Source organism: Paraburkholderia sp. HP33-1 (assembly GCF_021390595.1).
GTDB lineage: Bacteria > Pseudomonadota > Gammaproteobacteria > Burkholderiales > Burkholderiaceae > Paraburkholderia.
This window is the reverse complement of the sequence record NZ_JAJEJR010000002.1, coordinates 1,448,588-1,462,557: the sequence shown is the minus strand read 5'-3', so window position 1 is coordinate 1,462,557 and position 13,970 is coordinate 1,448,588. Positions and strand designations below refer to the sequence as shown.

At 63.2% G+C, this 13,970-nt stretch carries 14 protein-coding genes; 3 read left to right on the top strand and 11 right to left on the bottom strand.

The annotated features are described in order from the left end of the window. Window positions 1–158: 158 nt before the first annotated feature. The 5 genes from L0U81_RS22600 to L0U81_RS22580 form a co-directional block, all read right to left on the bottom strand. The gene (locus L0U81_RS22600) at window positions 159–1,364 is read right to left on the bottom strand and encodes an ABC transporter substrate-binding protein (RefSeq protein ID WP_233805724.1); all 1,206 of its coding nucleotides are present in this window, start codon (window positions 1,362–1,364) and stop codon (window positions 159–161) included. 113 nt (window positions 1,365–1,477) lie between these two features. Continuing rightward, window positions 1,478–1,747, bottom strand: coding sequence for a hypothetical protein (locus L0U81_RS22595; RefSeq protein WP_233805723.1), 270 nt, complete (start codon window positions 1,745–1,747; stop codon window positions 1,478–1,480). After that, entirely contained in the window at window positions 1,747–2,163 is a 417-nt protein-coding gene (locus tag L0U81_RS22590; protein ID WP_233805722.1) for a cupin domain-containing protein, read from the bottom strand. The genes L0U81_RS22595 and L0U81_RS22590 overlap by 1 nt, the downstream gene beginning before the upstream one ends. Before the next feature lie 249 nt (window positions 2,164–2,412). Then, the gene (locus L0U81_RS22585) at window positions 2,413–4,092 is read right to left on the bottom strand and encodes an AMP-binding protein (protein WP_233805721.1); all 1,680 of its coding nucleotides are present in this window, start codon (window positions 4,090–4,092) and stop codon (window positions 2,413–2,415) included. A 119-nt stretch (window positions 4,093–4,211) separates the two neighbouring features. Next, the gene (locus L0U81_RS22580; RefSeq protein ID WP_233807901.1) at window positions 4,212–5,585 is read right to left on the bottom strand and encodes a sigma-54 interaction domain-containing protein; all 1,374 of its coding nucleotides are present in this window, start codon (window positions 5,583–5,585) and stop codon (window positions 4,212–4,214) included. Window positions 5,586–5,867: 282 nt separating this feature from the next. Here L0U81_RS22580 and L0U81_RS22575 point away from each other — a divergent pair, with 282 nt between their 5' ends. The 3 genes from L0U81_RS22575 to L0U81_RS22565 all read left to right on the top strand — a co-directional run bounded on the left by L0U81_RS22575 (window position 5,868) and on the right by L0U81_RS22565 (window position 9,349). Next, window positions 5,868–6,752, top strand: a complete 885-nt coding sequence (locus tag L0U81_RS22575) for an MBL fold metallo-hydrolase (protein ID WP_233805720.1) — start codon at window positions 5,868–5,870, stop codon at window positions 6,750–6,752. Between the two features lie 41 nt (window positions 6,753–6,793). Next, window positions 6,794–8,461, top strand: coding sequence for a bifunctional protein tyrosine phosphatase family protein/NAD(P)/FAD-dependent oxidoreductase (locus L0U81_RS22570; protein WP_233805719.1), 1,668 nt, complete (start codon window positions 6,794–6,796; stop codon window positions 8,459–8,461). 81 nt (window positions 8,462–8,542) lie between these two features. Continuing rightward, complete coding sequence (locus L0U81_RS22565) at window positions 8,543–9,349, top strand: sulfite exporter TauE/SafE family protein (RefSeq protein WP_233805718.1); 807 nt, start codon at window positions 8,543–8,545, stop codon at window positions 9,347–9,349. An 8-nt stretch (window positions 9,350–9,357) separates the two neighbouring features. Here the strand turns inward: L0U81_RS22565 and mdcH are convergent, their stop codons facing one another. The 6 genes from mdcH to L0U81_RS22535 are packed head-to-tail and all read right to left on the bottom strand — an operon-like array spanning window position 9,358 to window position 13,969. Next, window positions 9,358–10,290: a malonate decarboxylase subunit epsilon gene (mdcH, locus tag L0U81_RS22560; protein WP_233805717.1), complete on the bottom strand. Its 933-nt coding sequence runs from the start codon at window positions 10,288–10,290 to the stop codon at window positions 9,358–9,360. Then, window positions 10,290–10,988 (bottom strand): malonate decarboxylase holo-ACP synthase, encoded by a 699-nt coding sequence (locus L0U81_RS22555; protein WP_233807895.1) that lies wholly within the window; start codon window positions 10,986–10,988, stop codon window positions 10,290–10,292. Before L0U81_RS22555 ends, mdcH begins: the two co-directional genes overlap by 1 nt. Beyond that, a complete protein-coding gene (gene mdcE, locus L0U81_RS22550) occupies window positions 10,988–11,809 on the bottom strand; it encodes a biotin-independent malonate decarboxylase subunit gamma (protein ID WP_233805716.1) in 822 nt (273 codons plus the stop codon). The genes L0U81_RS22555 and mdcE overlap by 1 nt, the downstream gene beginning before the upstream one ends. Further along, window positions 11,806–12,690, bottom strand: coding sequence for a biotin-independent malonate decarboxylase subunit beta (locus tag L0U81_RS22545; RefSeq protein WP_233805715.1), 885 nt, complete (start codon window positions 12,688–12,690; stop codon window positions 11,806–11,808). The genes mdcE and L0U81_RS22545 overlap by 4 nt, the downstream gene beginning before the upstream one ends. Further along, a complete protein-coding gene (locus L0U81_RS22540; RefSeq protein WP_233805714.1) occupies window positions 12,687–13,010 on the bottom strand; it encodes a malonate decarboxylase subunit delta in 324 nt (107 codons plus the stop codon). Before L0U81_RS22540 ends, L0U81_RS22545 begins: the two co-directional genes overlap by 4 nt. A 5-nt stretch (window positions 13,011–13,015) precedes the next feature. Further along, complete coding sequence (locus L0U81_RS22535) at window positions 13,016–13,969, bottom strand: triphosphoribosyl-dephospho-CoA synthase (protein WP_233805713.1); 954 nt, start codon at window positions 13,967–13,969, stop codon at window positions 13,016–13,018. Window position 13,970: the final 1 nt, after the last annotated feature.

Below are 13,970 nucleotides of genomic sequence, written 5' to 3'. Positions count from 1 at the left end.
CTGACTTCAAACGAACGCAGCAGCGGCGGTGCTTCAAAGCGTTTGTCGGCCTTCGCTGCGGCACACGTTGCGTCGGGCAGCGATCGTGCCACTCGCTTGCGACGACTGCTGCATGGCCGTCGCGACCTAGGAGGCGGATACGATGATCTACGTTCCTGCTACTTCCACAAGGGACAGCGCGTTTCAGCTTTGGTGTCGAACGCCTTTTCGCCAGGAATGGTCGCAATGATCTTGTAGTAGTCCCACGGTTCCTTCGATTCAGCTGGCGTTTTCACCTGCATCAGGAGCATATCGTGGATCATGCTGCCGTCCTGACGGATATAACCCTTTGCGTAGAAGTCGTCGATATGCATCCTGCGCAACTGCGACATGACTTTGTCACTATCGGTCGAACCAGCCGCGCTCACTGCCTTGAGATAAGTCGACGCCGCGGAATAGTCAGCGGCCTGAAGGCTCGATGGCATCCTCTTCATCTTGTCGAAGAAGCGTTGCGACCATTCGCGCGTTGCCGCATCCTTGTTCCAGTACCAGCTATCGGTCAATACTAGGCCCTGCGCGGTCTCCAGACCGAGGTTCTTAACGTCGCCGATGAAGAGCAGCAGCGCCGTGATCTTCATAGTCTTCGTGACGCCAAATTCCCTTGCGGCCTTGATCGCGTTGACCGCATCTCCTCCGGCGTCGGCAAGGCCTAGCACCTGCGCTTTTGAGTCTGCGGCCTGCAACAGGAAAGATGCGAAATCAGCCGCCGATAGCGGATGCCGGACGGCACCGAGCACCTGGCCGCCATTCGCCCTGACAACCTCCGATGTCGTCGTTTCCAGTGACTTGCCGAACGCATAGTCAGCTGTGAGGAAGTACCACGTCTTGCCACCTTGCTTCGTCACGGCCGCTCCCGTGCCCTTCGCGAGCGCCACCGTGTCATACGCGTAGTGGACGGTGTATGGTGTGCATTGCTCGTTGGTCAGCGTATCCACACCTGCGCCTACGTTGATGTAGGGGATTCTTTTATCTGCAGTAACCTGGTTGGTCGAGAGCGCGGTCGCTGAGTTCGTCCCACCGATGATCACATCGACGCCGTCGGTGTCGATCCATTCACGGGCACGCGACGCTGCAATGTCCGCCTTGTTCTGGTGGTCTGCATAGACCACTTCGATTGGCTGTCCATTCACCTTGCCGCCAAAATCGGCGATCGCCATACGGATGGCTTCGAGGCCGCCTTGTCCGTCGCCTTCGGAATAAAGGCCGGAGAAGTCCGTAATAAAGCCAATTTTCACCGGACCGCTATCGGCCAGCGCAGCATCAGGAGAAAACCCTATCGTGATCGCCGCCGCAAGGCAGCATGAAGAGAGTGCGGTCTTGTGCATTCCGGTCTCCATCGGTATTTTTCATCTCTCGCAGCGAGTCGCTTCGCCGACATTTCTTTCAGTTCCGACCGGCAATACCTGGCGACGCCATATCAAGGTGCGCGGATTATGTGTTATCCAGCAAACATCTCTGCGGGAATGTTTAGGTATCCGAGATTACGCGCTGATCGGCCGTTCGGGCCATACGGATTGCACAGCGATTCAACCATTTCGAAATGAGCGTAGTTGGGTGTTTCAATGATTTGTACCGGCTTGCCTGCGGCTTGAACCGCAGCAGCGAAGTCTCGGCTCTGGCGTTGGAAGTCAGCCGTCTCGAAGGTGCCGCAGGCGACGCGCTGCCGCGTGCCGATGAGGGGCTCGTAGTACGCCTGATCGCAGGACATCAATGCAATGGATCGAGAAAAGGCGTGTCCGGGTCGCTGGTGTAAAAGACAACGACACGGAGGGAATCGCTATCGCTGCGGTTATAGCCGGTCATCTTCACGTGCGGCGGTTCCACCATTGCCTGACCTTGAGCAACGGTGACGGGGGGCCTGTCTTCCATCTCCAAAGTGAAGGCACCCTCCAGCACATAGACAGTCACCGGAAACCTGTGCGTGTGAAAAACGGTTTTATCGCCAGGTTTGAAAGTCGCTGTCAAAACGCGAAGTTCCTGTTTTTCCCCCCTCGGCATGCCTTCGACAATTTGTTGAAGAAGTATTTGAGGCTTGACGGTTCCCGGCTCTTGTGCCGCACACGGCAGGCAAAAAGCCGAGCCGAAGGCGACAATGGCGAAAGCCAGAAAGGAAGTCGTTTTCAATTTGTTTGCTCCATACACGTAGTGAGTATTGGCAGAGTCGAACGACGGCAAAGACTGGGGGGCTGTTCCAAAACTGAAACTTACTCGAATTGCGAACCACACCCAGCTCGCGAATTGTTGCGCTTGAAGCTATTTCAGAACTTCGGCGCTAACCGCATTCCTTTCCTTCCGGATACTTACGTCCAGAGAAGTGCGGATCCAACCGTTCCATACAGCATCATTTCGGCCATCCCACGTGGGTGCACGGTGTCAGATTCGATTTGCCAGCCGGTCCCGCAATTGTCGCCGCAGCACTTTGCCGACCGGCGTTTTCGGCAGATCGTTCACGAAGACCACCCGCTTCGGCACTTTGTAAGCGGCGAGGCTCGTCCGCGCAAACTCGATCACGTCCGCCTCGGTCAGCTCCGGTTCCTTTTTCACCACGAAGGCGACGGGCGTCTCGCCGGATTGTGAATCCGCCACGCCAACCACCGCGATCTCCAGAATCCCAGGATGCCGGAACAGCACGCCCTCGACCTCATTCGGGTAGACGTTGAAACCGGAGACCAGAATCATGTCCTTCTTGCGGTCAACAATCCTGATCACGCCGCGGTCATCCATGATCCCAACATCGCCGGTCGCGAAAAATCCGTCCGTACCGATCACATGCGCGGTTTCCTCCGGCCGGTTGAAGTAGCCTTGCATGACGACGGGCCCCGCGACGCAGATTTCGCCCGGCATGCCGTTGCGTACGGTCGCGCCGCTTTCATCGCGGATTTCAATACGCATGGAAGGCAGCGGCACGCCGATCGTCCCTTCAAAGGCAGTGAGCGTCACGGGATTGGCCGTCACCGCGCCGGCGGCTTCCGACAGCCCGTAGACTTCCAGCACCGGTCTACCAGTGAGTTTCTGCCAGCGCTCGGCAACCGCCGGCTGGGTCGCGGTACCGCCCGCGAAGGTGCAGTGCAATGCCGAGAAATCGAGTGCGCCGAAGTCCTCGTTGTTCATCAGCGCTGTAAATAGCGTGTTAAGGCCGCCAACCACGGTTGGCCGGTGCGTTGCAAAATCCTTCACGAGGGCGGGAATGTCGCGAGGGTTCATCACCAGAACGCAGCGAGCGCCCAAATGGAGAAAGACGAGGCATTGGCACACGAGGCCTGCCACGTGGTACAGGGGCAGCGCGATGAGCGTGATTTCGCCGCTCGCCCCCAACGCCGGCTTGATCCAGTCCGCAAACATCAACACATCCGCGAGTACGTTGCCATGCGTCAACACGGCCGCTTTGGGTTCGCCGGTAGTGCCGCCGGTGTATTGCAGGAACGCTCTGGTCTCGCGGTTCAGTGGCGGCTTGGTGAAGTCCGTCGCCGGACGTGCGGTCATCGCGGTTCTGAAAGCGATCGCTTTGGCGATCGTCCAGTCCGGTACAAGTTTTTTCTTTTTCCGAACGACGTAGTCGACAAGGATCGATTTCGGGAAGTTCTGCATCTCCGCCACGCGCGCGACGATAACGTGCTCAATGGGGACGTGGGCGAGCGCCTTCTCGACGGTGGCCGCGGAAATCTCCATGACCACGATCGCACGCGCGCCGGAATCCTTGATCAGATTCGCCAGTTCCGGCGCGGTGTAGAGTGGGTTGACGTTGACCACGGTCAGCCCGGCCCGGAGTGCGGCAAACAGCGCGATCGGGTGTTGCAGGGAGTTCGGCAACATCAGCGCGATGCGGTCACCGGGGTTCAGCCCAAGGTTTTTCTGGAAATAGGCGGCGAGGCGGGTGGAGTTCTCATCCAGTTGGCGGTAGGTGAGATCCACTCCGAACTGGTGAAAGGCGATCTGGTTGCCGAAGCGGGCGACGGCCCGCTCCAGGAGGGCCGCCATCGAGGGGTAATCCGCGAGGTCGATGTCCGCCGCAACTCCGGCCGGATATTGCGAAAGCCATGGCAAGTGTGACATTTCGTTCTCCGTTATTCGCGACGACCTCCGGCTTTGGACCCTCAGCGTATTCTCGCTACCCCTTCTCAAGGGTGCTTTAGCGCACATACATCTCACGGTCACGCTCAAAAGCGGCCGAACTAGCTTAAGCCGAGCGCCTTCAGCCGGCGATAGAGCGTCCGCTCGCTCCACCCAAGATGTGACGCGAGTGCTTTACGCGTGCCGGGGAACGCTTTCACGAAGTCCATCAGTTCTTCATCGGACAGGGAAGGCGAAGAGCGCGCCGGCGAGGACCGCCCGACAATGCCTGCACGTTCCGTAGCGGCGTCCCGTATGTATTCCGGCAAATGCTCGGGGCGGATCACAGCGTCATCGGAAAGAAGACATGCGCGCTCGAGCACGTTGCGCATTTCACGAATATTGCCCGGCCATGCATAAGCTTCCAGTCTCGCAAGGGTATCGGGACTGGCCCTGAACTTGTGGCCTGACGCGCGGGCGCCCGCAGCACCCGCGTTGCCGATGCGCTGGAGAATCGAGTCGACGAGAAGCGCGATGTCGTCACGCCGCTCGCGCAATGGCGGCAGAGAGATCGGGAACGCACTGATCCGGTAATACAGGTCCTCCCGGAATCGCCCATCACGCGTCATTTCGAGCAAAGGCTTATGCGTTGCCGCAACCAGACGAAAGTCGGCGTGCAATGTCTCAGTGCCGCCTACCCGGCGAAACGTGCCCGTCTCGATGAGGCGTAAGAGCTTCACCTGCATCGATAACGGCACGTCACCGATTTCATCCAGGAACAGCGTACCGCCCTGCGCCGTCTCCAGAAGCCCGGGCTTTCTCGTCATGGCACCCGTAAACGCGCCTTTCTCGTAGCCGAAGAACTCGCTCTCGAACAACGACTCCGTGATGCCGGAGCAATCGACGACGACAAAGGGACTCTGCGCGCGCGGGCTCGCCTCGTGTAGTGCGGTGGCGAAGAGTTCCTTGCCCGTCCCGGATTCGCCCAGCAGCAGCACCGGCAACTTCGACGGCGCGACGCGATGCAGCGCCGAGATCGCGTGATTGAAAGCGGCCGACCGTCCGACCAGCCCTTCTTCGCTCGGTTTGGCCGACGCACTGCGAACTGTCACGAGGCGCTCGACGTATGCAATGACGGCATGCTGCGCACCGAATATTGGCCGCAGTTCGACATCAACATGCTCGGGGCCGCGCGGTGTGTAGTGAATGTGAAGCACGCGATCCGGGCCGCGCTGCTCCAGAGCGCGCTTCATCGGACAGTGCTCTCCGGCCTGGTCACAGGGCACGTCGTAGTGATGTGAGATCTGATAGCACTTGTGGCCGATGTATGGTTCACCGGTAACGCCGAACTGGCGCTGGTACGCGGTGTTGGCCGCAAGAATCCGGTATTGCGGATCGAGCACGATCATAGGCTGAGGTTCGTGCTCGAGGTATGAGATGAGCGCGCCAATGTCCGGCGCCCGCTCGTCAGCCGGGACCGTCGGCAAGGCGTTCATTTCAATAATGGGGATGTGCGATTTCATGCCGCAGCTTTCGAAAGATGGTTCACCAAAGCCGGCCGCAAAGCCTCTGCCAACTCTGCCAATTCTGCCACATCACTGCCAGATCTGGCAGTGTCAGCCCTGAACCGCACGTATCGTTGTCAGTCACGCCAAACGAAGATCGAAAAATATCCTTTTGCATCAATTGACTTGCGGGCCGCCAGCCGCCGTAACCGCGGGTGGCACGAAGCTTGTATAAGAGCCCGCGACAAATTGATATAGAGCAAGGAGATGGCGATGACGACTGCGAGCCCGATGATCATCGAGGGCTTTTTCGATCCGGACACGTCCACGATCAGCTATTTGCTAAGAGACGCTGACACGGGCGAGTGTGCCTTGATCGACAGTGTGCTGGACTTCGATCAGAAGTCCGGGCGCACCCGCACGGCATGCGCCGACAAGCTGATTGCGCGCGTTCACGAACTGGGTCTGAACGTGCGCTGGCTGCTCGAGACGCACGTGCACGCCGATCACCTGTCGGCCGCGCCTTATCTGAAGGAAAAAGTCGGCGGTCAGATTGCCATTGGCGCGGAGGTGATGCGCGTGCAGGAAGTCTTCGGCAAGCTCTTCAACGTCGGGCTCGATTTCAAGCGCGACGGCAAGCAGTTCGACCGTCTGCTCACCGACGGCGACGTGCTGGAAATCGGCGGATTGAGCCTGCGCGCGATGCACACGCCAGGCCACACGCCCGCCTGCATGACCTATGTGGTGAGCGACGGCCACGAGACGGCGGCTTTCGTGGGCGACACGTTGTTCATGCCCGACTACGGTACCGCGCGCTGCGACTTTCCAGGCGGCGATGCGCGGGCGCTGTTTCGCTCGATCAACAAGGTGCTGAGCCTGTCTGCCGATACGAAGCTCTATATGTGCCACGACTATCAGCCAGGCGGGCGTGAAGTGCAATTCGTCAGCACGGTTGCCGAGCAGCGCGAGCGCAACGTCCATGTTCGTGACGGAACGAGCGAAGAGGCATTCGTCGCGATGCGCACGGCGCGTGATGCGAAGCTCGGCATGCCTCAGCTGATCCTGCCGTCGGTGCAGGTCAACATGCGAGCCGGGCAGATGCCGCAGGCCGAGGAAAACGGCATCTCGTACCTCAAGATTCCGCTGAACGCTCTTTGAGTGTCGTCACGTCGGATGAACAAATATTCGTGGAGAAATGCATGGAATTCAGAAGACTGACGGACGACCTGTCCGTATCGCCGCAAATTGCAGTGAAGGATCTGGCCGCCATTCGCGCGGCGGGGTATCGCGCCATCATCTGCAATCGCCCCGACGGTGAAGGCCCCGACCAGCCGACCTTCCTTGAAATCGAGGCGGCCGCTCGCGAGCAGGGTTTAGCGGCCTGGTATCTGCCAGTCGAAACGGGCAAGGTCAGCGACGACGACGCTGCGAAATTCGGCGAACTCATGCGCAAGCTCGAAAAGCCCGTGCTGGCCTATTGCCGCACGGGGATGCGTGCTGCAACGCTGTGGGGGCTTTCCGAGGCAGCGTCGAAACCACTGCCGGAAATTCTTGGCGCCGCGCAGGCGGCCGGCTATGAACTGGGTGCGATCACTTCGCGCATTGCCAACGGCGGCAAGGCGCCGGTGAGAGTCGCGGCGGCGAGCCACGACATCGTCATCGTCGGCGCGGGTGCCGCAGGCCTCGCCACGGCCGCCAGTCTTCTCGCGCGCGACGCGACGCTCGATATCGCGGTAATCGACCCCGCCGACACGCACTACTATCAGCCTGGCTGGACGATGGTGGGCGGGGGCGTATTCAGGCCGGAAACGACGGCGCGCGCGATGGCGTCCGTGCTGCCGCGAATCGTTCACTGGATCAAAGCAGGCGTCGCCGCGTTCGAACCCGACAATCACGCGGTGATTCTTGAAGGATGCCGGGTCGTCCGATATCGGAAACTGATCGTGTGCCCCGGGCTCAAGCTCGATTGGGGGGCGATTGCCGGTCTTGCGGAAACGCTCGGGCGTAATGGCGTGACGTCCAACTATCGCTACGATCTTGCGCCTTATACGTGGCAACTGGTACGCGAGATGAAGCACGGCCGCGCCATCTTCACGCAGCCCCCGATGCCCATCAAGTGCGCGGGCGCGCCGCAAAAGGCCATGTATCTGTCGTCCGATCACTGGCAGCGATCAGGCCGGCTGCAAGACATCGAGGTGCAGATGTTCAACGCGGGCGCCGTCCTGTTCGGCGTCTCCGACTACGTCCCGGCATTGATGGAGTATGTCGAGCGATACAGCATTGGACTGAACTTCGGCTACAACCTCACGGAGATCGATGGACCCGCCAGGCTCGCCACGTTTCGACGCGTACTGCAAGACGGCACGGTCGAATCGGTCACCCGCGACTTCGACATGATCCACGTGGTCCCGCCGCAAAAGGCGCCCGACTTCATCCGAGTGAGCCCGCTCGCCGATCAGGCTGGGTGGGTCGACGTCGATCAGACGACGTTGCGCCACAAGACTTTCGCCGACGTCTTCGCGCTAGGCGACGTGATCAATGCGCCGAATGCGAAAACGGCAGCGGCGGCGCGCAAGCAGGCCCCAGTCGTTGCGCACAACGTGCTGGCGAGCATGGGAAGGACGCGCGGGCAAGCCGCTTACGACGGCTATGGCTCATGCCCGCTCACGGTCGAGCGCGGCAAGATCGTGCTCGCGGAGTTTCTGTATGGGGGCAAGGTCGCACCGTCATTCCCGTCCTGGCTCATCAATGGGAAACGCCCGTCACGACTGGCGTGGCTGCTGAAGGAGCGGATGCTGCCGCCGCTCTATTGGCGCGCGATGCTCAAGGGCCGCGAATGGTTGGCAAAGCCGGAAATAGTCGGCTGAGCACGGCGCAAGCATCCCGATAGTGCCGTGTAGCGCCGGTCGCAGCCGGCGTCGCGGCTCATTCCTCCCATCGAACAACTCATGCTGACTTCACTGATACTTGGAATTCTCGTCGGCGCTGTATTGGGCCTGACGGGCGCCGGCGGCGGCATTCTTGCAGTACCCGCACTCGTCGTGGGGATGGGCTGGCCGATGCAGCAGGCGTCGCCCGTCGCGCTGATCGCTGTTGCCGGAAGTGCGGCGATCGGCGCCATCGAGGCCTTCCGCAGCGGACTCGTGCGCTATCGTGCGGCGCTGCTCATGACGATTGCTGGCGCGCCCGTGACTGCCCTGGGCGCACAGCTGGCTCACAAGTTGCCGCAACGGTTGCTGGTTGCGCTTTTTGCTGGGGTGATGCTGCTCGTCGCACTTCGTCTGCTCACTCAGGCGATGGGCCAGAAGACATCGGAGCAAACGACGTCACCATATTGCGTAGGCCGGATGGATCCACGCACGGGACGTCTCGCGTGGACCTGGACCTCGGGCGCCGCGCTCGCGGGGACGGGCGCACTGACAGGCTTGATGACGGGGCTACTCGGGGTGGGCGGCGGCTTCGTCATCGTGCCGATGTTGCGCAAGCTCACGAATGTGTCGATGCACGGCATCGTTGCCACTTCGCTGATGGTCGTCGCCCTCGTCGGCAGCAGCGGCGTCGTCTCGGCGATACGAGCCGGCGTGTTGCCACCGCTGACGCTAACGATCCTGTTCAGCCTCGCGACAGCGCTCGGGATGGTCGTCGGGCGCGGCGCATCGCGTCATCTGTCCGCGCGACATGTACAGATCGGCTTTGCCGGCGTACTTGTCTGCGTTTCGTTGGGAATGGTCGGGAAAGCCTTGCTCGGCGCCTGAGCACAGCGTTAGACGAGCTCAAGGCGCCTGCGCACCGTTCCCACCAATCTGTCAAACGGCAACGTACTGGCAGCCAGCGCAATAGCCTCGGGGAAATTCCCCGTCACGATATCCGTCAACACCTGACCCGGGGGCGCCTCGACCAGCACGTGCGCGCCCATTTCCTGCATCGCCGTCAGCGCATCGAACCAGCGCACCGTGTAGCGTATGTTGGTCGCGAGATCTTCGCGAATCGCCTTGGCCGTATATAACGGACGTCCGCCGCGATTGCCGATATAGACGCCGCGCGGTCGTTCAAACGGTAACTCGCGCGAGTACGCGAGCAGTTCGTCGCTCGCATGCGCGAGCAATTCGCAATGCGAGGGCACGCTGACCGCGAGCCGCGTGGCCTTGCGCGCGCCGGCCGAGAGCGCGTGTTCGATGAACGCGTCTAGCGCATCGTCCGCGCCGGCCATCACGATCTGGCGCGGCGCATTGACGTTGCCGATATACACGCGTTGCCGTTGCTCCGCAGCCTGCTGCGCGACGAGCGTTTCCACCCGCTGCTCGCTCAAGCCAGAGACAGCCGCGAGACCATAGCCCGACGGATAAGCGGTTTCCATCAGCTCGGCGCGTCGCCGTACCATCTTCAACGCGTCGCGAAACGCCACCGCGCCGCAACTGACCGCTGCCGCAAAAGCGCCGACCGACAGCCCCGCGCTGATTTCCGCCGCGAGTCCCTCATCGGCGAGCGCGCGCGCGATTGCGACGCCCGCGATGGTCAAGCCTAGTTGCACGGCGACTGTTGAACTCAAAGCGTCGGGTGAGTCGAGCGTCAGCACGTCGATGTCGAGGGTGTCGGCTGCTTCAGCGAGCGTGTCCTGTACCGCGCGATGCTGCGGCAACCGATGCAGAAAGCCCTCGCTCTGCGCACCCTGGCCGGGAAAGAGAAGCGCGAGCATCAGACAGCGCCATCATGAACAGCAGCAGCCCACGGATCGGCGATCAAGCGAGGACCGCCCGCATGCCGGGCAAGCACATGCGCCTTGCCCGCGGCCCATTCCGCGAGCGCCACACCACCCGCAGGCGTTTCGAGTTGCGCATCGATACGGATGCCGGTACGCACCGCGAGCGTTTGCAATTGCTCCAGCAACGCACGCGCGGCAGCCAATGCGAGCGGTTCGGGGGCGCGGATCAACAGATCGAGATCGCTGGCTTCGTTGACGGTCGGCATGTGTGTCGCCAGTTCAAAACCCGTGCTTCCCGCAGGACCCCAAACGAATCGCGAGAGCGGACCGCACGGATCACGTTGCAGGAAAGTCAGCGCAATGAAAGAGGGCAACGCGTCACGTCCGGTATCAGCTTGGGCTTGCGCCAAGGATTCCGGCGACACGGCACTGACGATATCGTCGGCATGCACCCAGGTGCCATAGCGCTGCGCTCGCTGCGTACCCCGCACGCCGATCGCGACGAACCCATCAGCGGCGAGCGCGCGTCGAACGACCGCGTACGGCGCGCGTTCGAACGTGTCGCGAACCCACGCCGGTTCATCGGCGAGCGCATCCAGCCGCCGCAAGCGCAGCAGATCATGCGGCCGCCACCGCGCGTCGCACGAGGTGGCGCGGGGGGTGGGGAAGGGCGCGGCCGCGCAAACTCGCATCACACGGCATCCCATTGTTCGGCAAGACGCCGCCGCACCTCGATCGACGCCGCGCGAGTCTGCCGCGCCGCCGCTGATTCCAGCCGGCGCGCGAGCGTCCGATTCCCCTCGCGCGCACTGCGAATCTGCTCGGCCAGCACCGCGCGCACGCGCTCGATCTGCGCCGCGTTTGGTGCATCCGCGTCGATGCCTCCGATGAGCTGATCGAGCAGCCCCAACTTCGCGAACGACGCCATCGAATACGACATCGGCACGATCGTCTCGCCGAGTTCGTCGAGCGCTTCGACCGTGCGGCGCGTGACGCGCGCGGCCGCTTCCTTGCCCATCGCGTGGACCATCGTGCCGGGTGCGTCGAGCGCGACAATGCGGTTCGCCTGATAGCCGTGCGCGAGGAACGCGCCCGACATCGCCGGACCGACGATCAGCGCGATCACCGGATGGCCGGCGTCACGCGCGCTCACATAGGCGTCGACGGCGGCCGCGCAGGCGAGGTGAATGCCCAGCATTTCCTCGCGATAGCCGTACGCCTGGCTCTTCACGTCGACGATCGCGACGATCGGGCGGCGGGCGCTGGCGTCCACGCCTGCATCCGCGTCGATCACTTCGCGCACCGCGCGCGCGAGCCGCCAACCCTGTTCGAGCCCGACCACGTTGGTGGTCGCGCGTGGAAAGCGGTTCGCGGGATCGGGCACGACCGTGATGAAGCGCGCGGTTGCGCCGCCGAGCGGCACATCACCGCTCCAGACCGGCGCCGCGCTCGACGGTTCACCTGCGAGTGCATTGAACCAGCGCGCGCCGCGCGTGAGTGTCGTGTCGTTCATGCCTGCTCCCTGTTCGATGCAGCGCGGCCCTGCGGGTTGTACACATCGCGCACCGTCTCGGGCGTGACGTTTGCCGGATCGATCCGCGCGAGCCGCTCCAGGAACGTGTCGACCTGCTCGCTGCGATGCGCGGCCGGTAGGCCCCTCGCGAACGCGGCGTGCACGGCGGCGCGCACCGCATCGGCATCGTCGTCGACGAGCGTGTCGGCGAGCCCGCTCGCGACGCGCTGCTCGCCGCCGATCAGTTGCCAGACCCGGCGACGATCGCTCGCATCGAGTTCGTCGATGCCGGCTTCCTGCTCGATCACTTCGGGTCCGTTCATGCCGAGCCGTCCCTGCTTCGTCACGACCAGGTAGGAGCACAACGCGGCCGCGAGCGACATGCCGCCGAAGCAGCCGACCATGCCCGCGATCACGCCGATCACCGGCACGTGCCGGCGCAGCGCGACAATTGCCGCCTGAATCTCGGCGATGACCGCGAGCCCGAGGTTCGCTTCCTGCAGCCGCACGCCGCCGGTTTCGAACAGCACGACGGGGCGCACGAGCTTGCCGCGCTCACAATCGCGCAGCGCCATTTCGAGCGCCGCGGCGATCTTGCTGCCCGACACTTCGCCGATGCTGCCGCCCTGGAACGCCGATTCGATCGCGGCAACCACGGCCGGTTCACCGTCGATCATGCCGCGCGCGATGACGCAGCCGTCGTCGGCCTGGCAGACGATGCCCTGCATGGGCAGCCACGGCGACGCGATGCGATCGAACGGTCCGAGCAGTTCGCGGAAGCTGCCCGCGTCGAGGAGCGACCGGGCGCGCTCGCGCGCGGGCAGTTCGATGAAGCTCTCGCGCAGCAGCGGCGCGCGATGAACGCTGGAGGTGGTGCTCATGCGCGGTCTCCTTCCTCGGCCGCTTCGACAGCTTCCGCGAGCCGCAGCGCGACTACGCCGGGCGTCGCGCCGAAGTCGTTGATCTCGATGTGCACGGCGCCGTCGTAGCGCGTGAAGAAGCGGTCGAGCACGCTCTTCCAGATGTGGCTATAGCCGTCGACGCTGGTGCGCACGACCACGTGCGCGGCGAGCGCCGAGCCGCTTGCAGCGGCCGTGGCGGGCGAGAGCAGCACTTCCAGATCGCCCGATCCGACCACGCCGACGTGCGCGCGGGTCGTGACGGCGCGTTGCGCCGGATAGTCGAAGGTCAGATGTTCCATGAGGCTCAGCTCCGGCTGGCGTCGCGATGCGCCAGCATGTCGAGAAAGAGGGTGGCGGCGAGCAGATCGGCCGCGCCGCCAGGCGATGCGTTCAGCGACAGCAGTTCGCGTTCGAGCGTGTCGAGCGCGACGCGGCCCGCGGGTGTCGAACTGCCGCCCGCGTCGAGCACGCGTCGCGCGCCGCGCTGGCCCGCATGCAAACCAGCGAGGCCCGCGCGATGCAGCAGGCAGGTATCGTCGAGCTTGCTCATGATCGCGAGCAGCGCGTCGATGCGCGCGGCGTTTTCGTCGAGATTGCGTGCGCGCGCCGCGTGCAAGGCGGGCAGGCCGACGTCGTGCGCGTGCGGAAAGCCGTCCTGTGCTTCGCGCCGCGCGCCGCCGACCTGATAGCGTTGACGCGCGCGTTCGCCGTGGCTGTCGGAAGCAGCGGCGAAGCGGTCAGGAAAGCAGGCGATCTGCGCGGCCAGCGTGCAGACGCGCGAGGTATCCAGATGGTTGGCCGCATTCGACGACGTTTCGAGCGCCACGCCCGCAACGAGCAAGCCGATGATCCAGATCGCGCCGCGATGCGCATTGCTGCCGCCCGTCGCGCGCATCATGTCCTGTTCGCCCGCGCGGCCGATCTGCGCGAGTTCGGCGCGCAGCAGCGCCGATGGCTCCCCGAGGCGGCGCGCCGTGCGGGCGAGCGCCGCGAAGGTCGGTTCGAGCGCGTGCGCGGAGCGCCGCATGATCGCGAGGTCGAGGTCGCGATGCGCGCCGCTGCCGCGCCGGTCGACGAGCGCGGGCTTCGGCGTGAGTTCGGCTTCGTCGATTAGCGCGGTGACCGCGTCGCGCGCGAGTTGGGCGTCGGAAAACGGTGCGACCGCCATCGGTGCGGCCGGCGGGATACCGCACGTATCGCGCAAGACTGAAGCAACCGGCGCGTCCAACCGTTCCAGAAGAGCAGCCGCGTACGCCATC